At 68.1% G+C, this 24,693-nt stretch carries 22 protein-coding genes; 11 read left to right on the plus strand and 11 right to left on the minus strand.

The annotated features are described in order from the left end of the window. The first annotated feature begins 11 nt into the window (after positions 1 to 11). The 3 genes from ACIBH2_RS26935 to ACIBH2_RS26945 are packed head-to-tail and all read left to right on the plus strand — an operon-like array spanning position 12 to position 2,727. A complete protein-coding gene (locus ACIBH2_RS26935; protein WP_397122303.1) occupies positions 12 to 893 on the plus strand; it encodes a CoA transferase subunit A in 882 nt (293 codons plus the stop codon). Then, on the plus strand, positions 890 to 1,648 hold the full coding sequence (locus ACIBH2_RS26940; protein WP_397122305.1) for a CoA-transferase subunit beta: 759 nt from the start codon (positions 890 to 892) through the stop codon (positions 1,646 to 1,648). The genes ACIBH2_RS26935 and ACIBH2_RS26940 overlap by 4 nt, the downstream gene beginning before the upstream one ends. After that, complete coding sequence (locus ACIBH2_RS26945) at positions 1,645 to 2,727, plus strand: NAD(P)H-dependent flavin oxidoreductase (protein ID WP_397122307.1); 1,083 nt, start codon at positions 1,645 to 1,647, stop codon at positions 2,725 to 2,727. The genes ACIBH2_RS26940 and ACIBH2_RS26945 overlap by 4 nt, the downstream gene beginning before the upstream one ends. Positions 2,728 to 2,910: 183 nt before the next feature. Here ACIBH2_RS26945 and ACIBH2_RS26950 read toward each other — a convergent pair whose 3' ends face one another. From ACIBH2_RS26950 to ACIBH2_RS26960, 3 genes are all read right to left on the minus strand, one after another. Beyond that, positions 2,911 to 3,744, minus strand: coding sequence for an SDR family oxidoreductase (locus ACIBH2_RS26950; RefSeq protein ID WP_397122309.1), 834 nt, complete (start codon positions 3,742 to 3,744; stop codon positions 2,911 to 2,913). Positions 3,745 to 3,763: 19 nt separating this feature from the next. Continuing rightward, positions 3,764 to 5,146 carry a uracil-xanthine permease family protein gene (locus tag ACIBH2_RS26955; RefSeq protein ID WP_397122311.1) on the minus strand — a complete coding sequence of 461 codons (1,383 nt, stop codon included), beginning with the start codon at positions 5,144 to 5,146 and terminating at the stop codon, positions 3,764 to 3,766. A gap of 148 nt (positions 5,147 to 5,294) precedes the next feature. After that, positions 5,295 to 5,828 carry a hypothetical protein gene (locus ACIBH2_RS26960; protein WP_397122313.1) on the minus strand — a complete coding sequence of 178 codons (534 nt, stop codon included), beginning with the start codon at positions 5,826 to 5,828 and terminating at the stop codon, positions 5,295 to 5,297. A gap of 37 nt (positions 5,829 to 5,865) precedes the next feature. On the opposite strand from ACIBH2_RS26960, the gene ACIBH2_RS26965 reads away from it, so the two are divergent. Next, the gene (locus ACIBH2_RS26965) at positions 5,866 to 6,579 is read left to right on the plus strand and encodes a PP2C family protein-serine/threonine phosphatase (protein ID WP_397122315.1); all 714 of its coding nucleotides are present in this window, start codon (positions 5,866 to 5,868) and stop codon (positions 6,577 to 6,579) included. Here ACIBH2_RS26965 and ACIBH2_RS26970 read toward each other — a convergent pair. Beyond that, a complete protein-coding gene (locus ACIBH2_RS26970) occupies positions 6,576 to 7,139 on the minus strand; it encodes a TetR family transcriptional regulator (protein WP_397122317.1) in 564 nt (187 codons plus the stop codon). The genes ACIBH2_RS26965 and ACIBH2_RS26970 overlap by 4 nt on opposite strands. 120 nt (positions 7,140 to 7,259) lie before the next feature. Here ACIBH2_RS26970 and ACIBH2_RS26975 point away from each other — a divergent pair, with 120 nt between their 5' ends. Next, positions 7,260 to 8,705 carry an FAD-dependent monooxygenase gene (locus ACIBH2_RS26975; protein WP_397122319.1) on the plus strand — a complete coding sequence of 482 codons (1,446 nt, stop codon included), beginning with the start codon at positions 7,260 to 7,262 and terminating at the stop codon, positions 8,703 to 8,705. Between the two features lie 45 nt (positions 8,706 to 8,750). Here the strand turns inward: ACIBH2_RS26975 and ACIBH2_RS26980 are convergent, their stop codons facing one another. The 6 genes from ACIBH2_RS26980 to ACIBH2_RS27005 form a co-directional block, all read right to left on the minus strand. Beyond that, entirely contained in the window at positions 8,751 to 10,577 is a 1,827-nt protein-coding gene (locus ACIBH2_RS26980) for a multicopper oxidase family protein (RefSeq protein WP_397122321.1), read from the minus strand. 178 nt (positions 10,578 to 10,755) lie between these two features. After that, complete coding sequence (locus ACIBH2_RS26985) at positions 10,756 to 11,907, minus strand: acetyl-CoA C-acetyltransferase (protein WP_397123036.1); 1,152 nt, start codon at positions 11,905 to 11,907, stop codon at positions 10,756 to 10,758. Positions 11,908 to 11,972: 65 nt separating this feature from the next. Beyond that, positions 11,973 to 12,584 (minus strand): TetR/AcrR family transcriptional regulator, encoded by a 612-nt coding sequence (locus tag ACIBH2_RS26990; RefSeq protein ID WP_397122323.1) that lies wholly within the window; start codon positions 12,582 to 12,584, stop codon positions 11,973 to 11,975. A gap of 532 nt (positions 12,585 to 13,116) precedes the next feature. Then, complete coding sequence (locus ACIBH2_RS26995) at positions 13,117 to 13,851, minus strand: hypothetical protein (RefSeq protein ID WP_397122325.1); 735 nt, start codon at positions 13,849 to 13,851, stop codon at positions 13,117 to 13,119. Between the two features lie 173 nt (positions 13,852 to 14,024). Continuing rightward, positions 14,025 to 14,819, minus strand: coding sequence for an SDR family oxidoreductase (locus ACIBH2_RS27000; RefSeq protein WP_397122327.1), 795 nt, complete (start codon positions 14,817 to 14,819; stop codon positions 14,025 to 14,027). Further along, on the minus strand, positions 14,816 to 16,084 hold the full coding sequence (locus ACIBH2_RS27005) for an acyl-CoA dehydrogenase family protein (protein ID WP_397123038.1): 1,269 nt from the start codon (positions 16,082 to 16,084) through the stop codon (positions 14,816 to 14,818). The genes ACIBH2_RS27000 and ACIBH2_RS27005 overlap by 4 nt, the downstream gene beginning before the upstream one ends. Positions 16,085 to 16,154: 70 nt before the next feature. Here ACIBH2_RS27005 and ACIBH2_RS27010 point away from each other — a divergent pair, with 70 nt between their 5' ends. From ACIBH2_RS27010 to ACIBH2_RS27035, 6 genes are all read left to right on the plus strand, one after another. Then, positions 16,155 to 17,702: a FadD3 family acyl-CoA ligase gene (locus tag ACIBH2_RS27010; protein ID WP_397122329.1), complete on the plus strand. Its 1,548-nt coding sequence runs from the start codon at positions 16,155 to 16,157 to the stop codon at positions 17,700 to 17,702. Continuing rightward, positions 17,699 to 18,601, plus strand: a complete 903-nt coding sequence (locus tag ACIBH2_RS27015; protein ID WP_397122331.1) for an enoyl-CoA hydratase — start codon at positions 17,699 to 17,701, stop codon at positions 18,599 to 18,601. The genes ACIBH2_RS27010 and ACIBH2_RS27015 overlap by 4 nt, the downstream gene beginning before the upstream one ends. After that, entirely contained in the window at positions 18,602 to 19,732 is a 1,131-nt protein-coding gene (locus ACIBH2_RS27020; protein WP_397122333.1) for an acyl-CoA dehydrogenase family protein, read from the plus strand. Positions 19,733 to 19,747: 15 nt separating this feature from the next. Beyond that, positions 19,748 to 20,767 (plus strand): acyl-CoA dehydrogenase family protein, encoded by a 1,020-nt coding sequence (locus ACIBH2_RS27025; RefSeq protein WP_397122335.1) that lies wholly within the window; start codon positions 19,748 to 19,750, stop codon positions 20,765 to 20,767. Continuing rightward, on the plus strand, positions 20,764 to 21,807 hold the full coding sequence (locus ACIBH2_RS27030; RefSeq protein ID WP_397122337.1) for an acyl-CoA dehydrogenase family protein: 1,044 nt from the start codon (positions 20,764 to 20,766) through the stop codon (positions 21,805 to 21,807). The genes ACIBH2_RS27025 and ACIBH2_RS27030 overlap by 4 nt, the downstream gene beginning before the upstream one ends. A gap of 179 nt (positions 21,808 to 21,986) precedes the next feature. Next, positions 21,987 to 23,237, plus strand: a complete 1,251-nt coding sequence (locus tag ACIBH2_RS27035; RefSeq protein ID WP_397123040.1) for an MFS transporter — start codon at positions 21,987 to 21,989, stop codon at positions 23,235 to 23,237. Between the two features lies 1 nt (position 23,238). Here ACIBH2_RS27035 and ACIBH2_RS27040 read toward each other — a convergent pair whose 3' ends face one another. Then, positions 23,239 to 24,639 carry an amino acid permease gene (locus tag ACIBH2_RS27040; RefSeq protein ID WP_397122339.1) on the minus strand — a complete coding sequence of 467 codons (1,401 nt, stop codon included), beginning with the start codon at positions 24,637 to 24,639 and terminating at the stop codon, positions 23,239 to 23,241. Positions 24,640 to 24,693 lie beyond the last annotated feature (54 nt).

A 24,693-nucleotide genomic window follows, 5' to 3' on the forward strand; every position in this document is an offset into this window, starting at 1 on the left:
GCCGAAAGAATATGCGCGACAAGCGAATGTCGCTCGACGAGGTCGTCGGCGAACTGCGCAGTGGAATGACCATCGGCATCGGCGGCTGGGGTTCGCGCCGCAAGCCGCTGGCCTTCGTCCGGGCGCTCTTGCGCTCCGACATCGAGGATTTGACGGTCGTCACCTACGGTGGGCCGGATCTGGGCCTGCTGTGTTCGGCGGGCAAGGTGCGAAAGGCCTACTACGGCTTCGTCTCCCTGGACTCCGCGCCGTTCTACGACCCGTGGTTCGCCAAGGCCCGCACCAATGGCGAGATCACCGTGCGGGAGATGGACGAGGGCATGGTGAAGTGCGGCCTGCAGGCCGCCGCCGCCCGCCTGCCCTTCCTGCCGATTCGCGCCGGATTGGGTTCTGCCGTCCTGGATTTCTGGGAGGGCGAGCTGAAGACCGTCGCCTCCCCGTACCCGGCCGCCGACGGCCGCACCGAGACCCTGGTCGCCATGCCCGCGCTGAATCTGGATGCCGCCTTCGTGCATCTGGACCTGGGTGACAAGCACGGCAATGCCGCCTACACCGGCGTCGATCCCTACTTCGACGATCTGTACTGCCTGGCCGCCGAGCGCCGCTACCTGTCGGTGGATCGCCTGGTCGAGACCGAGGAGCTGGTGAAAGCCGTTCCGCAGCAGTCCATCATCCTCAATCGCATGATGGTCGACGGCGTGGTCGAGGCCCCAGGCGGCGCGCACTTCACCTTCTCCGGCAGCTACGGCCGCGACGAGAAGTTCCAGCGCCACTACGTGGAGGCCGCCAAGACCCCCGAGTCGTGGGCCGAGTTCACGGCGCGCTACCTGGACGTGTCCGAGGACGAATACCAGTCCGCCGTCCGCGCTTTCGCCGAGGAGCAGCAGAAATGACAGACACCACCACGATCACCCGCGCCGAGGTCTGTGTCGTCGCGGCGGCCGAGATCTTCCGCGGCGCGGGCGAGATCATGGCCAGCCCCATGTCCACCATCACCACCATCGGTGCGCGGCTGGCGCGGTTGACCTTCGAACCGGATCTGCTGCTCTCCGACGGTGAGGCGCTGTTCTTCGCGGAGATTCCGCCCATCGGCGGCAAGGCCCCCATCGAGGGCTGGATTCCGTTCTCCAAGGTCTTCGACGTTGTCGCCTCCGGCCGCCGCCACGTGGTGATGGGCGCGAACCAGATCGACCGGTACGGCAACCAGAACCTCTCGGCTTTCGGTGCGCTGCAACAGCCTTCGCGTCAGATGTTCGGCGTGCGCGGAGCGCCCGGCAATACCATCAACCACGCCACCAGCTACTTCGTGCCCAAGCACAACAAGCGGGTGTTCTGCGAGAGCGTCGATATCGTCTCCGGAATCGGTTACGACAAAATCGATCCCGAGAATCCGGCCTACCGCTTCCACCACCTGCACCGGGTGGTGTCGAATCTGGGCGTCTTCGACTTCAACGGCCCGGACCACACGCTGCGCGCGCTGTCGCTGCATCCGGGCGTGAGCGCCGACGAGGTCGCCGAGAACACCTCCTTCGAGGTCGCCGGTCTCGCCGAGGCGGGCGAGACCCGGCTGCCCACCGAGGAGGAGCTGCGGATCATTCGAACCGTGCTGGATCCCAAGGGCTTCCGCGAGAAGGAAGTGGCGGCATGACCGCGCAGCGGCTGCGGACCGCGCTGACCGAGCTGGTCGGCATCGAGCATCCCATCGTGCAGACGGGTATGGGCTGGGTGGCCGGTCCGAGCCTGGTCTCGGCCACCGCGAACGCGGGCGGGCTGGGCATTCTCGCCTCGGCGACAATGACTTTCGCCGAGTTGGAAGCCGCCATCGCGAAGACCAAATCGCAGACCGACAAGCCCTTCGGCGTGAACATCCGCGCCGACGCCACCGACGCTCCCGAGCGCATCGAACTGCTCATTCGGGAGAAGGTGAAGGTCGCGTCCTTCGCGCTCGCGCCCAAGAAGGAGCTCATCGCCCGGCTGAAAGACGCTGGCGTCGTGGTGGTTCCGTCCATCGGCGCGGCCAAGCACGCGGTCAAGGTGGCGTCGTGGGGCGCGGACGCGGTGATCGTGCAGGGCGGTGAGGGCGGCGGCCACACCGGCCCGGTCGCCACCACCCTGCTGCTGCCGTCGGTGCTCGACGCCGTGGATATCCCGGTCGTGGCCGGTGGCGGCTTCTTCGACGGTCGCGGCCTGGCGGCGGCGCTCTCCTACGGCGCGGCCGGTGTCGCCATGGGCACCCGCTTCCTGTTGACCCAGGAGAGCAGTGTTCCCGACGCGGTCAAGCAGGAGTATCTGGCGCGTGGCCTCCAGGACACCGTCGTCTCCACCAAGGTCGACGGCATGCCGCACCGGGTGCTCAATACCGAACTCGTCCAGAAGCTGGAACATTCGGGCCGCACCCGAGGCTTCGTCGCCGCGGCGGGCAATGCGCTCAAGTTCAAGGGCATGACCGGTATGAAGTGGTCGACCATCGTCAAGGACGGTCTGGCCATGCGCAAGCACAAGGACCTCAGCTGGTCCCAGGTCATCATGGCGGCCAATACCCCCATGCTGCTGAAAGCCGGTCTGGTGGAAGGCAATACGCAGGCGGGTGTGCTGGCGGCGGGGCAGGTCACCGGCATCATCGAAGACCTCCCCACCTGCCAGGAGCTCATCGACCGCATCATCACCGACGCCATCGCCCGCATCGACAGCCTGAACGACTACCGGGTCGCCGACGCGAACGCCTGACCCCCACCGCGCCGCGGGCCTCTCATCCGCGGCGCGGCCCCGATCCGCGCGGCAGACACGATTCGCCGCGCCCCCAACGGATTCGGACCACCTGATCCGATCCGCCGCGCGACCACCACCTGCCGGTCGCGTGCGGCCGTCCCCGGTTCCTCTCGCCCGGGGGCGGCCTTCGCGCGTTCGGGGCTACTTGCGCTTGATCCCGCTGGCGAGCGCGATGATGGCGTCCAGGACCGGGGTCGGGGTGATCGCGGCGCTGAGGACCTGGAGCTTGCCCGCGATGCCGACGATGTAGCGGGCCTTGGGGCGGCGGGTGGTGAGCGCGCGCTCCACCTCGTCGACCACGGTGGAGACCGGGGCGGCGATCTTGTTGACCCGCTCGGCGATCGTGCGCATGGCCGCGACCTGCGTACCGTACAGCTCGGTCTGCTCGGGGGTCAGTCGGGCGGTGGTGTTGTCGACCATGTGCACGGCCTCGCTCCACATATCCGTGGCGATGGGGCCGGGTTCGATGAGCGAGACCGGAATCCGCCAGGGGCGCAACTCGATTCGCAGGGCGTCGACCAGACCCTCGAGGGCGAACTTGGAGGAGTTGTACGCGCCCGTGCCGGGGGTGGAGATCCGGCCGCTGAGCGAGGAGATGAAGACTATCCGGCCCTGGTTGGCGCGCAGGCGCGGCAGCACCGCCTGGGTCGCCGCGACGGCGCCGAAGACATTGACCTCGAACTGTTCTCGGAGCCGTTCGGGGCTGAGCGTCTCCACCGGACCGTCCACGACGGTGCCCGCGTTGTTGACGATGGCGGACAGGTCGGCGGGCAGGATCGTGTCCAGCGCGGCGATCTGCTCGGCATCGGTGACATCGAGGACCACCGGCACGATCGCGGCATTCGCCGCGACCAGCGCCTCGCCATCGGAGGGTTTGCGGACACCGGCGTAGACCTGCCATCCGGCCTCGGCGAGTCGCAGCGTGATGGCCTTGCCGATACCGCGGCCCGCGCCGGTCACCAACACAGATTTCATGGGGGTGAGCCTAGTTCCGCTACCGGTCGGTCGGCTCGTCATAGGAGGAGGTGCCCTCGTCGAGCAGCGGTTCCTCCACCTTGAAATGCGCGGGCGCGAACAGCCGCAGCACGTGATAGCCGGTGATCACCACAATGGTGCCCAGCGCGATGCCGCTGAGGGTGAAGTTGTCGGTGAACTCCATGCTCACATTGCCGATGCCGATGATCAGGCCCGCCGCGCACGGCACCAGATTGAGCGGATTGCGCAGGTCCACATTGGCATTCGTCCAGATCTGCGCGCCCAGCAGGCCGATCATGCCGTAGAGGATGACGGTGATGCCGCCGAGTACGCCGCCCGGAATGGCCGCCACCACCGCGCCGAATTTGGGGCACAGGCCGAATAGCAGGGCGAAGAAGGCCGCGGCCCAGTAGGCGGCGGTCGAGTACACGCGAGTGGCCGCCATGACCCCGATGTTCTCGGAGTAGGTGGTGTTGGGCGGGCCGCCGAAACCGGTGGAGAGCATGGAGGCCGCGCCATCGGCGGCGATGGCGGTGCCGAGTTTGCCGTCCAGATTGTCGCCGGTCATCTCGCCGACGGCCTTGACGTGGCCCGCGTTCTCGGCGACCAGCGCGATCACCACGGGCAGCGCGACGAGAATGGCCGACCATTCGAAGGCCGGGGCGTGGAAATCGGGCAGGCCGATCCAGTCCGCCTTGCCCACGGCGGACAGGTCCAGCCGCCAGTGATCGGTCACCGCGCCGGTGCCGTCGGCGGAGTGGATCTGGCCGAACAGCCGGTCCAGCACCCAGGAGAAGCCGTAGCCGAACACGAGGCCGAGGAAGATCGCGATGCGGGCGAAGAAGCCGCGCAGCGCCACCACCGCGAGACCGGTGAAGAGCATGGTCAGCAGGGCCGTCCACTGATCCTGCGGCCAGTAGGTGGACGCCGTCACCGGGGCGAGGTTGAAGCCGATCAACATGACCACCGCCCCGGTGACCACCGGCGGCATGGCGGCGTGAATGATGCGCGCGCCGAATTTGCGCACCAGCAGGCCGACGAGGAAGAGCACCGCGCCGACCGCGAGGCAGGCACCGGTGACCGTGGCGCTCGAACCGCCTTGGGCCCGAATCACCGCCGCCACACCGACGAACGACAGCGAACAGCCCAGATAGCTGGGCACCCGGCCCTTGGTGGCAAGCAGGAAGATGGCGGTCGCGACGCCCGACATCATGATGGCCAGATTCGGATCCAGGCCCATCAGCACCGGCGCGACGAAGCTGGCCCCGAACATGGCGACCACGTGTTGGGCCCCGAGCCCGAAGGTGCGCGGCCACGACAGCCGCTCATCGGGACGCACCACCGCGCCCGGGGCGGGAGTCCGCCCATCGCCGTGCAGCGTCCAACGCACGCCGAGGTCCATATGCAATCCGCCTTCTAGCTGTCCGGATGAATCTCCGAGCATCGTAGGCGAGCAAACACTTGGCTTCGCGCCGGAGCGATTCGGCCGACGCCCGCAGCGTGGCGGCGGGCATGCGAGCCGGGCACGGGCCGTAAGGCGCGACGGAGAGCTAGAGCCCGTAGCGCCGCCGCACCTCGGGCGGCAGTGCGTGCGGGTTCTCGAACTCGTCCTCGTCGCGGGCCGCGCGGTGAGCCGCTGGGTGTGACGAGGCATTTCGGGCGAGGTCCGCGTGTGGTGGGGCGGTCCGCGAGACAGGCATGGGTGGCACCGCATTCCGCACGGCGTTCACGGGTCGTGCGACGCCGCGCGAAGGATCCGCGGGTTGACCGCGCTGCGCCGAATCCTGCTCCACTCCTTCGGTTTCCATGAACTTTCGCATGGCTTCCACCACGCCGGGATCGTCGCGGACCTCCTGCCGCAGCCGCGCCACCTGCTCGCGCACCTCCCGCAAAGCCCGCGCGTGCGCCGACGAAATCGCCTGCGCCAGGCCGGAATCGGCCAACTCCAGGCCGGTTATCCGCCCATCCGCCGCCACCTCGATCCGCACCCCCGGGACCGCCGCGGTCCCGCGCACCCGCTCGATGGCATCCTGCGCCCGTCGCGCCTTGCGGGCGATCTCCGCCAAAGACCCCGCCCCCGTCATCCCGTCTCCCCTCGCTGTGCCTGGCAAGATCCAGGCGGTGACCGATCTCGAGATCACCGCCGCGGCCGGAAGCGAGATCGGCCGTCGCTACCGGGCTAACTTCGATGTGGTGCACCTGAGCGAGCATCCGCTGCTCGCGGTGGTCGCCGACGGAATGGGCGATGGCGAGGGCAGTGCCATGGCCGGGCGGACCACCGTGGACATTGTGGTCGAGCGGCTCGCGCGAAACGCCGACAAATCCGCGATCCGCGAGGCCGTCGCCGTCGCCCAGCGGCGTGTCGGCGAATTCGGCAGGCGAATCGGCGAGCTCGCGGGGTGTACGCTCACCGTGCTCGCGCAGGCCCCGGATGGGTTGTGGCTGGGGCAGATCGGCGATTCCCGGCTCTACCGGCTGCGCGGTGGGCTGCTGGAACTGTTGACGGTGGATCACACCATGGCGTGGCTCGGCGCGGTGCACGGCTGGTATCCGTTCGATTCGCCGGAGGCCGCGGCCGCCCGGTATCGGCTGACGCGTTATGTGGGGCATCCCGAACAGCCGGAGCCTGATGTTGTGCACATTCATCCACAGGCCGGGGATATCTATCTGCTGTGCACCGATGGTGTGGCGGAGCAGGTTTCGTACCAGCGGATGCTGGAGATCCTGGGGCAGGGCGGTTCTCCGAGGCGCAAGGTGAAAGAGCTACTCGCGCAGGCCGACAACGCCGGAGGCCGCGACAATGCCACGGCGATCGTGGTGGAGTTCGCGGGCTAGGGCGCGGGGTGGGTGAGGTAGCGCTGGATCGTCGGCGCGAGCCAGGCGATGAGCTCCTCGGCCGTCATGGCGACCACCGGCGGCATCTGCAGGACGTAGCGGCACAGGGCCACGCCGAGCATTTGCGTGCCCGCCAACGCCGCGCGGGCGGTGACCTCGGACGGGTCGATACCGCGTTTCATGAGTACGGGGACCACCTGCGCGCCGAAGATCGTGCGCATGCGGTCGGCGGCGGACTCGTTGGTGACCGCGGCGCGGAGCAGGACGACCAGGGTCTCGTCGGATTCCCAGCGGTGAATGAAGAAATCGACCACCGCCGCACCCAACTCGGTGTCGGGCACCTCGGCGAAATCCGGTAACCGAAGGTCGAATTCGGCGGCCAGGGCGAAGAGTTTGTCCTTGGATCCGTAGTAGCGCATGACCATGGCCGGATCGATTCCCGCGTCGGCGGCGATGGCGCGAATGGTGGCGCGGTCGTAACCGTCGCGGGCGAAGCGCTCGCGCGCCGCGGCGAGGATGGCCGCCCGGGTGGCATCGGACCGTCTGGTTCGCTCCGTCATGTCAACGATTGTAGGCCAACAGGCGTTGACTTGAGCGCGGGCGGCTTCTACTGTTGTCAACAAGCGTTGGCCAACAATTGTTGACCACGTGGTCAGGCTCAGAAGCCTTTGGAGGGCAAGATGATTCCGGAACAGACCGATGTCCTGGTTGTCGGCGGCGGACCGACCGGCCTGCTGCTCGCGGGTGACCTCGCCCGCGCTGGCGTCGCGGTGACGCTGGTGGAGAAGCACGCCCACGGCTCGGATCTCACCCGCGCCTTCGCCGTGCACGCGCGCACACTGGAGCAGTTCGACGCCCGGGGTGTCGCCGAGGAGGTGCTCGGCGGCGGCAACACCATCGCTGAACTGCGCATATTCGGCGACATCCACATCCGACTCGGCGCACTGCTGGACAGCCGCTTCCCCTACCTGCTCATCACCCCGCAGTCCCGGGTCGAAGAGGTGCTGCGCAAGCGCGCCGTCGAACACGGCGCGAATCTGGTGGCGGCGGCCGAACTGGTCACCTTCACCGACACCGGCGACGGCGTGGCCGCGCAGATCCGGTACGAGGATTCGATCCGCCACGTGCGGGCCGCCTATCTGGTCGGCGCCGATGGTTACCGCAGCCGCGTCCGCGAGGTGCTCGGCCTGCCCTTCCCGGGCAAGGCGGTGTTGAAGTCCATCATGCTGGCCGATGTCCTGCTGCGTGAGGAACCGCGAGATGTCCTGACCGTCAATGGAGTCGGCGACGCCTTCGCCTTCATCGCGCCCTTCGGCGACGGGTGGTACCGGATCTTCGCCTGGAACCGTCACGATCAGGCACCCGATTCCGCGCCGCTGGACCTCGACGAGCTGCGCGAGAACACCCGCCGCGCCCTCGGCACCGATTTCGGCATGCACGACCCGCGTTGGATGTCCCGCTTCCACAGCGATGAGCGGCAGGTGGAGTCCTATCGCGTGGGCCGGGTGTTCCTGGCGGGCGACGCGGCGCATGTGCATTCGCCCGCGGGCGGCCAGGGCATGAACACCGGGCTCCAGGATGCGGCCAATCTGGGTTGGAAACTCGCTGCGGCCGTGCGGGGTTGGGCTCCCGACGGCCTGCTCGACAGCTACCACGCCGAACGGCATCCGGTGGGCCGGGAGGTGCTGCGCAGCAGCGGGGCCATCATCCGCGCGGCCATGCTGGAATCGAAGATCGGCCAGTTCGCTCGCAATACCGTCGCGCGCGGTGCGCTCGCCCTGCCGCCGATCGCCCATCGGATCGCCGGATCCGTCTCGGGTATCGGATTCACCTACCCGCGCCCGCACGGTGCGCATCACCTGGTGGGTACCCGCGCCACCGATATCGCGCTCACCGGCGAGGTCGACCGCTTGTACGAGGCGCTGCGCGAGGGGAAGTTCGTGCTGGTGGCGAATGCCCCCGTCGCGGTGAACGGGCAGGCCGAGCGGGTCCTGGTCGCCGTGGCGGCCGATCCGGAGCAGCCGCCGATGCTCGTGCGACCGGACGGATACATCGCCTGGGTCGGCGACCGGCACACGATGGTCGATCCCGGTGCCGCGCTGCGGGATTGGGTGCGCACCGCGTAGTCGACAGGGTGCTCCGGGCCCCTCGATCCGCCCGGAGCACCCCGCCTACGGCGTGATCCGAATCTGCTGCATCATGTCGTGGTCGGCGTGGTCGAGATTGTGGCAGTGCCAGACATAGCCGCGGATCTCCGCCGACGCGTCGTGGTGGCCGCCGTGTGGACCGCTGGGTGCGATCGCCTCCGCGCCCGGCGGAACCCGTAGCGCCACATCGGTATCGAAGCCCAACTCCTCGATCGACGGCCAGTACACCAGCACCCGGGTGATGGTGTCGGTCGGACACTCCACGGTGTCCTTCCAGCCGAGCTCCCATGGCGGCGGAAGCTGTTGCGGCCCCAGGGCATAGCCATCCGCCGAGGGCTGCCATCGAATACCGAAGGCGGGCGGGTAGTTCGCGAAGAAGTAGGGGAAGGTGAGGATCGGCTGTCGGGCGATCACCCGCATGCGCGCCAGGTGAATGTGGATGGGGTGGTCGAAGGGTGTGGTGTTCACGAAATCCCACTGCTCGACGGTCCCCGCCCGCGCGATATCGACATCCTCGGAGAGGAAGCCGAGATTGTTGAGCGCCATCATGGTTGGGAACACCGCCTCGACCCGGGCGTCGTCGTTCAGCCCGAGCAAGGTCATGGTGCGGACCGTCTCCGGAGCGTCCAGGGGCGGGAGCGGGGCGGGCAGCCCCGGTCCCCCGCGCAGCCGGGGCGGAATGGCGGCGGGTGGCCCGTCACCGGCCACCGTGAACCGCATGATGGGGCGCAGCTCCGGCACCATGAACACGGTATTGCCCAGGTCGTTGAAGGCGGTATTGATCAGCTCGACGCTGTCGCCGTCGCGCAACCCGCTGAAATCGATGAGCAGATCGACCCGTTCACCCGGGCTCACGCGAATGGACGCGGTCCCGACGGGGGCATCGAGCAGTCCCAGCTCGGTGCCGATGGCGTGGAACGGCATTCCATTGGAGAGCTCGAAAATGTATGGGCGCGAATTGGATCCGTTCAGCAGCCGGAAGCGGTAGAGGGTGCGGCGCACCTCCAGGAACGGCCATACCTTTCCGTTCACGCAGGCCACGTCGCCGAGCTGGCCGGACTGGTTGTAGCCCTCCGGAATGTAGAGCGCGACCATGGGCTGGATACTGCCGTCCGGATTGAAGGTCCGGTCCTGCACGATCAATGGGATCTCGAACTCACCGGCGGGCAGCCCGAGCGGGTTGTCCGGCCTGCCGGTATCGAATTCGTCGCGCACGTAATACATTCCGGCCAGGCCTGCCTGAATGTTCAGCCGTGTGATGCCCATGGCGTGATCGTGGTACCACAGCGTCGCGGCCTCCTGCCGGTTGCTGTAGGAGTACGTGGCGCGCCCGCCATTGCGCCAGGCGATGAGCGGATGCCCGTCCGCGTCGGGGGCGTTCGCGCCGCCGTGCAGGTGGACGGTCATGCGCGGATCGGTCTTGTCCAGCTCGGTGACGCCGTGCATGGTGAGATCCACATGCGTGGGCAGCACATGGGTGCCCAGTTCGTTGCGAAAGCTCACCCGCCCCGGTTGGTAGGACCACGCCTCCAGATTCGGCCCGAGCACTTCGCGGTCGTACCCCCAGCTGCGCGTCGGAGGCAGGTCGCGGTGGTACTGGTGTGTTCCGGATCGGACGGCCAATTCCCCTGCGGCGGGCCGGGTCTCGATCATCGGCAGCGGGTCCACGAAAGGCCGCAACGGCGGCGAGTGATAGTTGAGCGGTGTGATCGGCGGCGGCGGAATCGGCGGAATGGGGACCGGTGGCGGCGGCAGCGGGACGGGTGCGGCCCCCGCCGATGCGGCGAAGACCGATCCGACTACGCCGAGAGCCCCTAGGAGGAACCCCCTTCTGGGCAGGTTCTCGCTCATGATCTGTCCGATTCTGCGCCCGATCGGCGAGAGTCGCCCGGGCTCGGCTCTTTTCGTTATCCAACGGGTTCATCGAAGCGAACCGACCAGGCATTATGGGCGGCCGGTCCGGAGCTGGCCGTTATACGCGACGGCCCCGACGGTCACCAGGACCGTCGGGGCCGTTCGGGGGGTCGAATCAGCCGAGCCGCTCGATAATCGTCACATTGGCGGTGCCGCCGCCCTCACAGATGGTGAGCAGGCCGTAGCGCCCGTTCACCCGCTCCAACTCGTTGAGCAGCGAGGCGAACAGCTTCGCGCCGGTGGCCCCGAGGGGGTGGCCCAGGGCGATCGCGCCGCCATTGACATTGACCTTCTCCGGATCGGCCCCGGTCTCCTTGATCCAGGCCAGCACCACCGAGGCGAAGGCCTCGTTGATCTCGATGACGTCCATGTCGTCGATGGTCAGGCCGGTCTTCTCCAGCGCCCACTTGGTGGCCGGGATGGGCGCGGTGAGCATGTAGATCGGGTCCGCGCCGCGGGCGCTGACATGGTGGATGCGGGCGCGCGGGGTGAGGCCGTACTCCTGGACCGCCCAGTCCGAGGCCAGCAGGGTGGCGCTGGAGCCGTCGGAGATCTGGCTGGCGACCGCGGCGGTGATGCGGCTGCCCTCGGCGAGCGGCTTGAGGCCCGCCATCTTCTCCATGCTGGTCTCGCGCGGGCCCTCGTCGATCCAGAAATCCTCGACGGGCACGATCTCGCGATCGAACTTGCCCTCCACGATGGCCTTGCGGGCGCGGTCGTGGCTGCGCAGCGCCCACGCCTCCATCTCCTCGCGGGAGATATCCCACTTCTCGGCGATCATATTGGCCGAATTGAACTGCGACACTTCACCGGTGCCGTAACGGTGGTCCCAGCCGTGCGCGCCGACGAACGGGGCCTCGAAGCCGTACTGCTGGCCCGCGAGCATGGCGGCCGAGATGGGAATGGCGCTCATGTTCTGCACGCCGCCCGCCACGATCACCTCGGAGGTGCCGGACATGATGGCCTGCGCGGCGAAGGTGATGGCCTGCTGCGAGGATCCGCACTGGCGGTCGACGGTGACGCCGGGCACCGATTCCGGGTACCCGGCGGCCAGCCACGCGGTGCGGGCGATATTGCCCGCCTGCGGACCGATGGTGTCGCAGCAGCCGAACACCACATCGTCCACCGCGACCGGGTCGATGTCGTTGCGGCCCATGAGACCTCGCAGCGCCGCCGCGCCCAGGTCGGCCGGGTGCACGCCGGAGAGCGAGCCACCGCGCTTGCCGACCGGGGTGCGCACGGCGTCGATCACATACGCCTCACGCATGGGCGCGTACTGACGGCGAGACGGTGCTGACATCGATAACTCCTACTGCTGACTGAGCAAGGGATCTAGCTGCGCGCGTCGGGGGTGGTGAGCCCGTCGAGCACGATGGTCAGGTACTGCTTGGCGAGGCTGTCCACGGTGATGCGGCCGCCGGGCCGGTACCAGCGCACCGACACCCAGACGGTGTCGCGCAGGAACCGGTAGGCCAATTCGATATCGAGTTCGGGGCGGAAGCTGCCGTCGGCGACGCCGGTGGCGAGCACCCGGTGCCACAGCTCCCGGAACTCCTTGTTGTACTCCTCGATATAGCCGAAACGCGGTGTGCCGCTGAGTCGTTTGGCCTCGGCCTGGTAGATGGCCACGGCGGCGTGCGACCGGTCGAAGGACTCGTAGGAGGTGACCACCAGGGCTTCCAGGGTGTCGCGGGCGGGCAGACCCGCCTCCACGATCTCGCGATACCGTCCGAAGAGGTCGTCGAGGAAGCCGCGCAGGATTTCGTCCACCATCGCTTCCTTGGAATCGAAGTGGTGGTACAGACTCCCGGATAGGATCCCAGCGGCGTCGGCGATATCGCGGACCGTGGTGGCGCGCAGCCCCCGTTCGGCGAAGAGGTCGGCGGCGAGCCCGAGCAGCTCGCTGCGACGTGCTGACTTGGAGGGATCCGTTGGTGGGGTCACCCCGCCAATATACAACCAAGCATTTGCTTGGTCGAGCAGGGATGTTCAACTCTCGAAACTCTCAGGGGGCTGCGCCCCCCGAACCCCCGCAACCAACCGGGGTCGCCGCAACTCTCGAAACTCGCCCCGAACCCGCACCTAACACGAGGCCACCGCGACTTGCGGAACTCGCGCACCGAACCCCCACCCAACACGAGGCCACCGCGGCTCGCGGAACTCGCGCACCGAACCCGCACCCAACACGAGGTCGCTGCGGCTCGCGGGACCCTGTAACTCCGCAGCCGCAACGCATGGTTGCCGCGATTCGCGGCGGACCAGCCGTTGCAGTCGCTACGTCAGGTCACCGTGACTGCTGGAGTTGCGCAGGGGGTGCTATGGGCACCCGCGACTGCGCTCGCGGTCACCGCACTTTGCGGTGCCTTCGTACGATTCGATGGACATCGGCGCTCAGGTACGCCCGGCGGGTGGGTGGATCGTCATCCCGCTCGGAAATGGGACCTTCGTGCCGCCCACGGCGTGCGGGCGGGCTCGGTCAGCGGACGGAGTAGCGGAGGGGGGAGGAGACGGAGAGGTCGGCTAGTAGGCGGTCGCAGATTACTACCGGGGAGATTCCGGCTCGGGCCATGCGGGCTACGAGGGCCAGGCGTCGTTCGGGGCTGTCCCATTCGACAGTGAGGGGGCCGCGGCCGGGGCCCGCGTCGACGGTGGCCATGGCGCGGCGGAGGCCGGTGTCGGTTTGTACTTCGCTGATCTTGAGGACCATGCCGCGTTGCCATGCCCGATATGTCTCCATATCCGCGCCGATGACCAATTTGTCGGTGGCGGCGCATAATCCCTCGGCTATGCCGTCGGCGAAAGCTACACGGTCGTAATGGAATTGGCGGCAGCGGCGGACTACTTCGAGGAGATCCGCGCGGACTTCACACAGGAGGGCGGTCTGTTTGCGGCGGCGGCGCGCTTCTTCGCTGTCGCCGAACGATTCCCGGGACAGGCCGATGCGGCGCGCGCGTTCGCGGTCGCGCGCCATGTCGTGGCGTAGCGCACCGCGCGGATCGCGGGCCACCTCGTCCTCCGGCACGGCATGCTGTTCGAGTATCTGCGCTGCTCGCATGGCGGTGGCGCGCTCGGAATCATGATCGAGTAATTCCGCGCCCAGCGTCAGTGCGGCCAGCACCGCATTGTCGATCCGGCGGCGCGATAATACGACCTCGCGCACCAGCTCGAGTTCCAGTTCTTCTTGGGCTTGTTGTCGATGATCCGGACCCATGGGTCGTGCCCTTCGACGTGGTACCGGTTAGACCAGGATTGCACAAAGGACCATGGGACGCGCCATTGATTTTCCAACCCGTGGAGAAACGGCGGAACCGCCGCGCCCCGGAACGGGACGCGGCGGCCATAAAACGCGAATTCGCGGGCAATTCTCCTTGTGGGAGAACGCAATCAGGCGCGCTGGCTGCTGATCGACACCACTTCGCCGGTGAGATAGGTGGTGTAGTCACTGGCGAGCATGGCGATGGTGGCCGCCACCTCCCAGGGTTCGGCGGCCCGCCCGAACGCCTCGCCCGCGGCGAGCCGGTCGAGCAGATCCGCGGAGGTGACCTTGTCCAGGAAGGCGTGCCGGGCGATGCTCGGGGCCACGGCATTGATCCGGACCCCGTACTCGGCGGCCTCCACGGCCGAGCAGCGGGTCAGCGCCATGACGCCCGCCTTGGCCGCGGCGTAGTGCGCCTGGCCGTGCTGGGCGCGCCAGCCGAGCACGCTGGCATTGTTCACGATCACGCCGCCGTGGTCGGCGTCGCGGAAGTACTTGAGCACCGCGCGGGTGGCCCGGAAGGTGCCGTTGAGGGTGATGTCGAGGACCTTGTCCCACTGCTCGTCGGTCATGTCCACGACCGGGGTCTCACCGCCCAGACCGGCATTGTTGACCATGATGTCGATCCGCCCCAGCGCCGCCGCCGCACCGGCGATCAAGGCGTCGACCTGTTCGGTGCTGCTCACATCGCAGGGCACGGAAGCGATTCGGCGGTCCGGGAATTCGGCCTTCAGCGCCTCCTCGGTCTCCTTCAACCGGCGCTCGTGCCAATCCGAGATCACCACATCCGCGCCCTCGGCGAGCAGACGGCGCGCGGTGGCCGAGCCGATACCGGTGCCCGCGGCGGCGGTGACGACCGCGACCTTCCCGGCCAGCAGGTTGTGGCCCTCGACAATGGCGGGAGCAATGGACAAATCGGTCACGGCCGAGCCTCTCGCGGAAGTCCGAGCACCCGCTCGGAGATGATATTGCGCTGCACTTCGTTGGATCCCCCGTAAATGGTGTCGGCGCGGCTGAAGAGGAACAGCCGCTGCCAGGCATTGAGATCCGCACCCGGGGCGTCGGCGATGAGGCCGGGCGCGCCGAGCACATCCATGGCGAGCTCCCCCAGCCCGCGATGCCAATTCGCCCACAGCAGTTTGGTCACCGAGGCGTGCCCGGCCGCGGTGCGGGCGTCGACGGTCGCGCCGCCGTGGCCGTCCTCGAGCGTGCGCATCACATGCGCGCGCAGCACCCGCAGCCCCACCCACGCCTTGTCGAGCCGATCGGCGATCACCGGATTCTCGATGGCGCCGTTGTCCCGGGCCACCGCCTCCAGATCCGCGAGTTCGCGGGCGTACCGAATCGACTGTCCCACCGTCGAAATGCCGCGCTCGAAGGTGAGCGTGCCCATCGCGACCTTCCACCCGTCCCCGGGTGCGCCGACCACGAGATCGGCGGCGGTGCGGGCATTGTCGAAGAAGACCTCGTTGAACTCCGCGGTTCCGGTGAGCTGCACGATGGGCCGCACCTCGACCCCGGGCTGCTTCATGGGCACCAGCAGGTAGGACAGTCCCTTGTGACGCTGCGACCCCTTCTCGGTGCGCGCGACGACGAAACACCAGTCCGACAGGTGCGCGAGCGAGGTCCAGATCTTCTGCCCGGAGATCGACCACTCGTCGCCGTCGAGATGGGCGGAGGTGGCCACGGCCGCCAGGTCCGAACCCGCGCCGGGCTCCGAATAGCCCTGGCACCACAGCTCGGTGACATTGCGAATACCGGGCAGGAAGCGCCGCTTCTGCTCCTCGCTGCCGAAGGCGATCAGCGTGGGACCGAGCAGCTCCTCGCCCAGGTGCGAAACCCGGCCCGGCGCATCGGCTTTGGCGTACTCCTCGTGGAAGATGATCTGCTGCCGCAGCGTCGCGTCGCGCCCGCCCCACTCCCGTGGCCAGCCCAGGCAGGTCAGCCCGGCGGCAGCGAGTGCGCGATCCCATTCGAGGCGCTCGTCGAACGCCTCGTGTTCGCGGCCCGGCCCACCCAGTCCGCGCAGTTCACGGAACTGGCCGTGCAGGGCCTCGGCCAGCCAGTCGCGCACCTCGGTCCGGAACGCGGCATCCTCGGGAGTCGCGTCCGTGTCACGGCCCGCTGTGACATCCACATCACGGCCCGCCGTGGTCGTCCCGCTGGCCGGTTCGGGGGTCTGGATCATGCTCACGTCGGTAGAGTAACCTACCAAGCACTTGCTTTGTTAGACCCATTCCCGGACGGCAGGAAACCCCGTGACATCTCCTCCGCAGACCACACCGCTCGCCCTGCACGCGGCCGCCGCCACCTATGGCGACGCGCCCGCCGTGGGCGATGGTGATGTCCGACTGAGCTGGTCGCAACTGCTGGACTCGGTCCGTGAGACCGCGCGGGCGCTCATGGCCCGCGGCATCGAGCGGGGCGACCGCGTCGGCATCTGGGCCCCCAATACCCATCACTGGGTGACGGCGCTGCTGGCCACCCACTATGTGGGCGCGACCATCGTGCCGCTCAATACGCGGTACGTGGCCGACGAGGCGGCCGATGTGCTCGAGCGGGTGCACGCCAAGGCGCTGTTCGTCGCGGGTGAATTCCTGGGCCGCGACCGGCTGGCCGAATTGCGCGCCGCCGCACCGGAACTGGCCATCGGCACCGTCATCGTGATTCCGGTCGAGGGCGAAGCACCGGTCGAGAACGCCATTGCCTGGTCGGAATTGGGCAAGGTCGCCGAGGCCGTGAGCCTCGCCGAGGTGATCGCCCGCGCGGAATCCGTAGCGCCCGATGATCTTTCCGACATTCTGTTCACCTCTGGCACCACCGGCCGCAGCAAGGGCGTGCTCATCGCGCACCGCCAGCTGCTGGGCAGCGCGCGGGCGTGGGCCGACTGCGCGACGCTGAACAGCTCCGACCGCTACCTCATCGTGCCGCCGTTCTTCCACAGCTTCGGCTACAAGGCGGGCATCATCGCGTGCCTGGTCACCGGGGCCAGCATGATCCCGCAGGCCACCTTCGACGTGCCCGAGACCATGCGGCTGGTCCAGGACGAGCGCATCACCGTGCTCACCGGTCCGCCGACCATCTACCAGACCATTCTCGAACATCCGGCCCGCCACGACGCCGACCTGTCCTCGCTGCGGGTGGCGGTGACCGGCGCGGCGACCGTGCCGGTGGTGCTCATCGAGCGCATGCGCGAGGAGCTGCGCTTCGACGTGGTGCTGACTGCCTACGGCCAGACCGAATCCGGCGGCTTCGGCACCATGTGCCGCCCGGAGGACTCCGCCGAGACCATCGCCAATACCTGCGGACGCGCCATCGCCGATGTGGAGATCAAGCTCGCCGACAATGGCGAACTGCTCATTCGCAGCTACCAGGTGATGCGCGGCTACCTCAACGATCCGAAGGCCACCGCCGAGACGATCGACGCCGACGGCTGGCTGCACACCGGCGATGTCGCGGTCATCGACGAGCGCGGGTACATGAAGGTCACCGACCGACTCAAGGACATGTACATCTCCGGCGGCTTCAATGTGTACCCCGCCGAGGTGGAGCAGGCCATGGCGCGGCTGGACGGCGTCGCCGAGACCGCGGTCATCGGCGTGCCCGACGAGCGCATGGGCGAGGTCGGCAAGGTGTACGTGGTCCGCAAGCCCGGTGCGGAATTGACCACCGAAGACGTGCTGGCACATGCCAAGACGCTGCTGGCCAACTTCAAAGTGCCGCGGTACGTGGAGTTCCGCGACCAGCTGCCCTACAGCGCCGCGGGGAAAGTTCTCAAGCGGCTACTACGTGAGGAGAAGGCGTGAGCCAGGAAACCGGGTCCATTCCCGACGAGGGCGACGTCGTCCGCTACGAGAAGCGCGGGCCGATCGCGGTCGTCACGCTGAATCGGCCGGATTACCGCAATGCGCAGAACTCGGTCATGACCTACGCCCTCGATGCCGCGTTCACCCGCGCGGTCGAGGACGCCGAGGTGAAGGTCATCGTGTTGGCCGGTGCCGGAAAGCATTTCAGCGCCGGACACGATATCGGCACGCCGGGGCGCGACCATCACATCTCGTATGAGAACAAGGCCGTCACCTGGTGGGACCACGTGGACCGGCAGGGCGGCGATCAGCGCTTCGCCCGCGAGTCCGAGGTGTACCTGGGCATGTGCCGCCGCTGGCGGGAGCTGCCCAAGCCGACCATCGCCATGGTGCAGGGCGCGTGCATCGCCGGTGCGCTCATGCTGGCGTGGTCCTGCGACATGATCGTGGCCTCCGAGGATGCGTTCTTCTCGGATCCGGTGGTGCGCATGGGCATTCCGGGCGTCGAGTACTTCGCGCATCCGTGGGTGCTGGGCCCGCGCCGGGCCAAGGAGATCCTGTTCACCGGTGAACGCTTCACCGCCGCACAGGCTTACGAGTGGGGCATGGTCAATCGGGTTGTCCCGCGCGAGGAGCTGGAAGAGCACACCTTCGCGCTCGCCGAGAAGATCTCGCAGATGCCGCAATTCGGCTTGGCGCTGACCAAGAAGGCCGTCAACCAGTGCGAGGACCTCATGGGTATGCGCGCCGGAATGGATTCGGTCTTCGGACTGCACCATTTCGCGCACGCGCACAATGCCGAGGTCGGCGCCGATTCCCTCGGCGGTATGAACGCCAAGTCCATGAAGGCCAGCGCCGAGGCCCCGAACAGCGTGACCGCGAAGGGTGGAACGAAGTAAGTGGATCTCGAATTCGACGCCAAGACAGAGGAATTCCGCCGCGAAGTGCGCGAGTTCCTGGCCGCCAACGCGCCCGCCACTCCCCTGCCGTCCATGGACACCGAGGAGGGCTTCGAACTGCACCGTCAGTGGGAGGCCACCCTCGCCGAGGCCCGGCTGTCGTGTGTGGCCTGGCCCGCCGAGTACGGCGGCCGCGACGCCTCGCTGACCGAATGGGTCATCTTCGAGGAGGAGTACTACGCGGCGGGCGCGCCCGGCCGGGTGAGCCAGAACGGCATCTTCCTGCTGGCCCCGACCCTGTTCGAACACGGCACGCCGGAGCAGCTGGCCCGCATTCTGCCGAGAATGGCTCGCGCCGAGGACATCTGGGCGCAGGCCTGGTCGGAGCCGGAGGCCGGTAGCGATCTCGCGGGCATTCGGTCGACCGCGCGGCGCACCGAGGGCGGCTGGCTGCTCAACGGCCAGAAGACCTGGAGTTCCCGGGCCTCCTACGCGGATTGGGGTTTCGGCCTGTTCCGCAGCGACCCGGAGGCGCAGCGGCATCGCGGGCTGACCTATCTGATGTTCCCCCTCACCGCCGAGGGCGTCACCGTCCGGCCGATTCCGCAGCTCGACGGCGAGCCCGGCTTCGCGGAGATCTTCCTGGACAATGTGTTCGTCCCCGATCAGGACGTGATCGGCGAACCGAACAATGGCTGGAAGGTCGCCATGGCGACCTCGAGCAACGAGCGCGGCCTCTCGCTGCGCAGCCCGGGCCGCTTCAACGCGACCGCCGCCAAGCTCATCGATCTGTGGCGCACCGTCGCCGCGGACTCCGACACCGCCGCGCGCGACCGGGTGGTCGACGCCTGGCTGGGCGCGGAGGCCTACCGGCTGAACACGTGGGCCACCGTCACCCGCCTGGCCGAGGGCGGCCAGCTGGGCGCGGAATCCTCGGTGAACAAGGTCTTCTGGTCCGAGCTGGATATCGCCATGCACGAGACCGCGCTGGAGCTGCACGGCGCCGCCGCCGAACAGGAATCGGCCTGGACCGACGGCTTCCTGTTCGCGCTGGCGGGCCCGATCTACGCGGGCACCAATGAGATTCAGCGCAATATCATCGCCGAACGCCTGCTCGGCCTGCCGCGATAGACATCGGAGGACGATATGCGATTCGCTTTGACCGCGGAACAGATTGATTTCGCCGCCAGCCTGCGCAAGATGTGCGAGGCCGCCAAGACGCCGGGTGTCGTACGCGCCTGGGGTGCAGGGGATTCCGGTGCCGGTAAGGCCCTGATCCGACAGCTCGCCGAGGCCGGTGCGCTGGGGCTGACCATTACCGAGGAGAACGGCGGCTTCGGGGCCGGGCCGGTGGAGTCCATCGTGGCGTTCACCGAGATCGGCCGGGCCGCCGTACCGGGCCCGCTGGTCGAGACCGCCGCCGCGATTCCGGCGCTGCTGCAAGCGCTTCCGGATTCCGCCAAGGCCGCCGAGTGGCTGCCGGGCTTCGCCGAGGGCACCACCCTGGGCACCATCGCGCTGCCCGCGCCGGGGACGGACGCCGAACCCATCGCACTGGACGCCGACAACGCCGAGGTGGTGTTGGTGGCCGTCGGTGATCGGTTGGCACTGGCCACCTCGCAGGAGCACATTCGCTCGGTGGACGCCGCGCGGCGACTCTTCCCGGTCGCGGCGGCCGGTGTGGTCGCCGAGGGTGAGGGTGTGCGCGCCGCCATCGAAACCGGTTTCGACGCGGGCGCTGTGGCGGCCGCGGCACAGCTGGCCGGTGCGGGGCGGGCACTGCTGGATATCAGCGTCGACTACGTCAAACAGCGCCATCAGTTCGGCAAGCCGATCGGGCAGTACCAGGCGATCAAACACCATCTCGCGAATGTGCTGATCGGATTGGATATGGCGCAGCCGCTGCTCTACCGCGCGGCGCTGTCGCTTCAGGAGGGCTCCGAGACCGCGTCCCGGGATATCTCCGCCGCCAAACTGGCCTGCGGCGAGGCCGCCTATCAGGCCGCGCGGATCGCCCTGCAGGTGCACGGCGCCATCGGCTACACCGCCGAATGCGATCTGTCGCTGTGGATCACGAAGGTCACCGCCTTGCGCTCCGCCTGGGGCACACCGGAATTCCATCGCGCCCGGATCGCCGCGGCGCTGCGCGCGGGAGTCGTCGCATGAGCATCTCCGCGGAGCAGCGCGAACTCGCCACCACCGTGCGCGCGGTGCTGGCCAAACACGGTGACAGCGCGGCCGTGCGGCGCGGACTCGCGGGTGAGCGCGGCTACGACGAGCAGCTGTGGAAGCTGCTCTGCGAGCAGGTGGGCGTCGCCGCGCTGGCGATTCCGGAAAAGTTCGGCGGTATCGGGGCCGGACTGGTCGAATCCCTGCTCGTGGTCGAGGAATTGGGCCGCACCCTGGCCGCGCCGCCCATGCTCGGCTCGGCGGTGCTGGGTGTGCAGGCGCTGCTGCTGGCCGGGAATGCCGAGGCCAATGAGCGGCTGCTGCCGGAGGTCGCCGAAGGGGCGCGCACACTGTCGCTGTGCTGGGCCGGACGGCGGGGCTGGGACGAGTTCGGCGTGCGGGTGGCGGATGGAAAGCTCTCGGGCACCGCGCATTACGTACTCGACGGCACCTACGCCGAGACCCTGCTCGTGCTGACCGCCGAGGGCTTGTTCGAGGTGGACGGCTCCGCCGAGGGCGTGGTGCGTACGGCCCTGCCGACCCAGGACCCCACCCGGCGGCTCGCCGAGATCAGCTTCGATGGTGTCGCGGCACCGAGGCTCGGCGCCGTGGACATCCATCGCCTGCGCGAAATCGCCTGGGCGACAGTCGCCGCCGAACAGGTCGGCGCGGCCGAACAGTGCCTCGACCTCACCGTCGAGTACTCCAAATCGCGCGTGCAGTTCGGCCGACCCATCGGCAGCTTCCAGGCGCTGAAGCACCGCATGGCCGATATGTACGTCCTGGTGGAGTCGGCGCGCTCGATCGCTCACCATGTGATCGCCGCGCTGGCCGAGGGCAAGGCCGAGGCCGTGGATGTGGCCGCGGCGCGGATCTACTGCTCCGAGGCGCTCGGCGCGGTGGTCTCCGAGACGGTGCAGATGCACGGCGGTATCGCCATCACCTGGGAGCACGACGCGCAGTTGTTCTTCAAGCGCGCGCACGGCGATGCCCAGCTGTTCGGTGCGCCCGCACGGCCGCTGGCGCGTCCGGCGTAATCCATTTCACGTCGGCGCGGGCCGGTGATCGAGGGATATCCCCTGGTCACCGGCCTGTGCCATATTTCACTCCGGAAATATAGTTAGCAGGGCTAAGTATTTAGTTAGCTTATGCAACAATGTTTCGGTGCGCTGAACCCGCACACATCATTCGACGATGAGGAGTGACCGTGAGCACCATGTCGGTTGCCCGACCCACCAGTGGGCCGTCGGCTTCCCAGACTTCCAGCACCAAACAGCCCAAAGCCGTGTGGGCGGTGGCCTTCGCCAGCGTGATCGCCTTCATGGGCATCGGCCTGGTGGACCCGATCCTCAAACCGATCGGCGAGCAGCTGCACGCGACGCCGTCGCAGGTGACGCTGCTGTTCACCAGCTACATGCTGGTCACCGGCGTGGCCATGCTCATCACCGGCGTCATCTCCAGCCGCTTCGGAGCCAAGAAGACGCTGCTGGCGGGTCTGGCCATCATTGTCGTATTCGCCGCTCTCGCGGGCAGTTCCGATACCGTCGGCCAGATCGTCGGCTTCCGCGCGGGCTGGGGCCTCGGCAACGCGCTGTTCATCGCCACCGCGCTGGCCACCATTGTCGGCTCGGCCACCGGCGGCGTCGCGCGCGCCATCATCATGTACGAGGCCGCACTCGGCATCGGCATCGCGGCGGGCCCGCTGGTCGGCGGATTCCTCGGCCACTTCAGCTGGCGCACACCGTTCTTCGGCGTGGCCGTCCTCATGGCCGTCGCGTTCATCGGCCTGGTGATCCTGCTGCCCGCGACCCCGAAACCGGCCCAGCGCACCTCGCTGGCCGCGCCGTTCAAGGCCCTGACCTACCCCGGCCTGCTGCTGGTGAGTATTACCGCCCTGCTCTACAACTACGGCTTCTTCACCCTGCTGGCCTACACGCCCTTCCCCCTGGACATGGGCACCTACTCGATCGGCTTCATCTTCTTCGGCTGGGGCCTGCTGCTCGCGCTCTCCTCGGTGTGGATCGCGCCGAAACTCCAGCGCGCCTTCGGCACCGTGCCCATGATGGGGCTCGCCCTGGCGCTGTTCGCCGCCGATCTCGCGGTCATGGCGCTGTTCGCCGAGCACAAGCCCGTTCTGGTGGTCGGCACCGTGCTCGCGGGACTGTTCCTGGGCGTCAACAACACCCTCATCACCGAGGCCGTCATGGTCTCCGCGCCCGTCGAACGGTCCACGGCCTCAGCGGCTTACAGCTTCGTCCGCTTCGCGGGCGGCGCGGCGGCCCCCTACCTCGCGGGAAAATTGGGCGAGCAGCATATGGCCCTGCCCTTCTGGGTGGGCGCGGCCTGCACCGCCGCGGCCGTGGTGGTGCTGCTCTCCGGCCGCAAGCTGCTCGCCGGAGTCGACGAGCACGACCCCGCCGCGCACAGTGTCGAAGAGGCGCAGGCGATTACGCTCGGCGACGACTGAATCAGTGCCGCAGCACCTCGACCTCACGCACCGGGGCCTGCTTGCCGAACCGGGCGCGCAGCGGATAGATCGCCGCCACGACGAGCAGGCTCACGGTGGAGGCGAGCAATTGGTTGCGCTGCTCGGGCACCCGGGCCATGGCGATGAAGACCGCCACGATGGCGATGATGACCAGCCAGCTCAGGTACGGGTAGCCCCACATGCGGTAAGTGAGGGCCGACGGGTCTTCGCGGCGCAGCCGAGCCCGAAGTTTCAACTGCGACAGCATGATCGCGATGTAGACGAAGGCCAGCACCACGCCGATGGAGTTCACCAGGAAGGTGAAGACCTTGTCCGGGGAGACATAGGAGGCGATGACCGCGCCCCAGGCGGCAATGGTGCCGAGCAGGACGGCGCGGGCGGGGACGCCGCGCTTGTTGACCTTCACCAGGGCGGCCGGGGCGTCGCCGTCGCGGGTGAGGACGTAGAGCATGCGGGAGGAGACGTAGATGGCCGAGTTCAGCACCGACAGCACCGCGGTCAGAATGACCACCTGCATGATGGTGCCCGCGGCGGGGACGCCCATGTGGTCGAGCGCGGAGACGAAGGGGCTCTTCAGCACCTCGGCGTCGTTCCACGGCAGGATGCACACGACCAGGAAGATCGAGGCCACGTAGAACAGGCCCACGCGCCACAGCACATTGTTGGTGGCGCGGGCGACGGCCCGGCCGGGCTCCTTGGATTCGGCGGCGGCGACGGTGACGATCTCGGTACCGCCGAAGGCGAAGATCACCACGACGATCGCCGAGAAGACGCCGGTGATGCCATTGGGGAAGAAGCCGCCGTGCCCGGTGAGGTTGTGCATACCGCCGTCGGCATCCGGCCACAGGCCGAACAGGTAGACCGCGCCGAGCACCAGGAACAGCACGATGGCCACGACTTTGATGGAGGCGAACCAGAATTCGAATTCGCCGAAGGATTTCACCGACACCAGATTGACGGCGGTCATGATCACCAGCAGCACGGCCGAGAGCACCCACTGCGGCAGGTCCACCCATTCGCCGAGAATCGCGGCACCGGCCACGGCCTCCGCGCCGACCAGGATGACGTAGAGGTACCAGTACAGCCAGCCGACGGTGAATCCGGCGAACGGACCCATCGACAGGCGCGCGTACTCGGCCAGCGACCCCGCCACCGGGCGGGCCACCACCATTTCGCCGAGTGCGCGCAGCACGCACAGCACCAGCAGTCCGGCGGCCGCGTAGGAGAGCACCGCGGCGGGTCCGGCGGTCTGGATGACCGACCCGCTGCCGACGAACAGGCCCGCGCCGATCGCGCCGCCGATGGCGATCATCGTCATGTGACGCCGTCGCAGTCCGGGCCGCAGACCCTCCTGCTCGGTAGTGACCGTCGTCTCCGACATCGGCCCGCCTCACTGGTTGTTGCTTGAATGTTGCGGCTACACCTTAACGGCCCT

Origin of the sequence: Nocardia sp. NPDC050406 (assembly GCF_044459025.1) — a bacterium.
Classification (GTDB): Bacteria; Actinomycetota; Actinomycetes; order Mycobacteriales; family Mycobacteriaceae; genus Nocardia.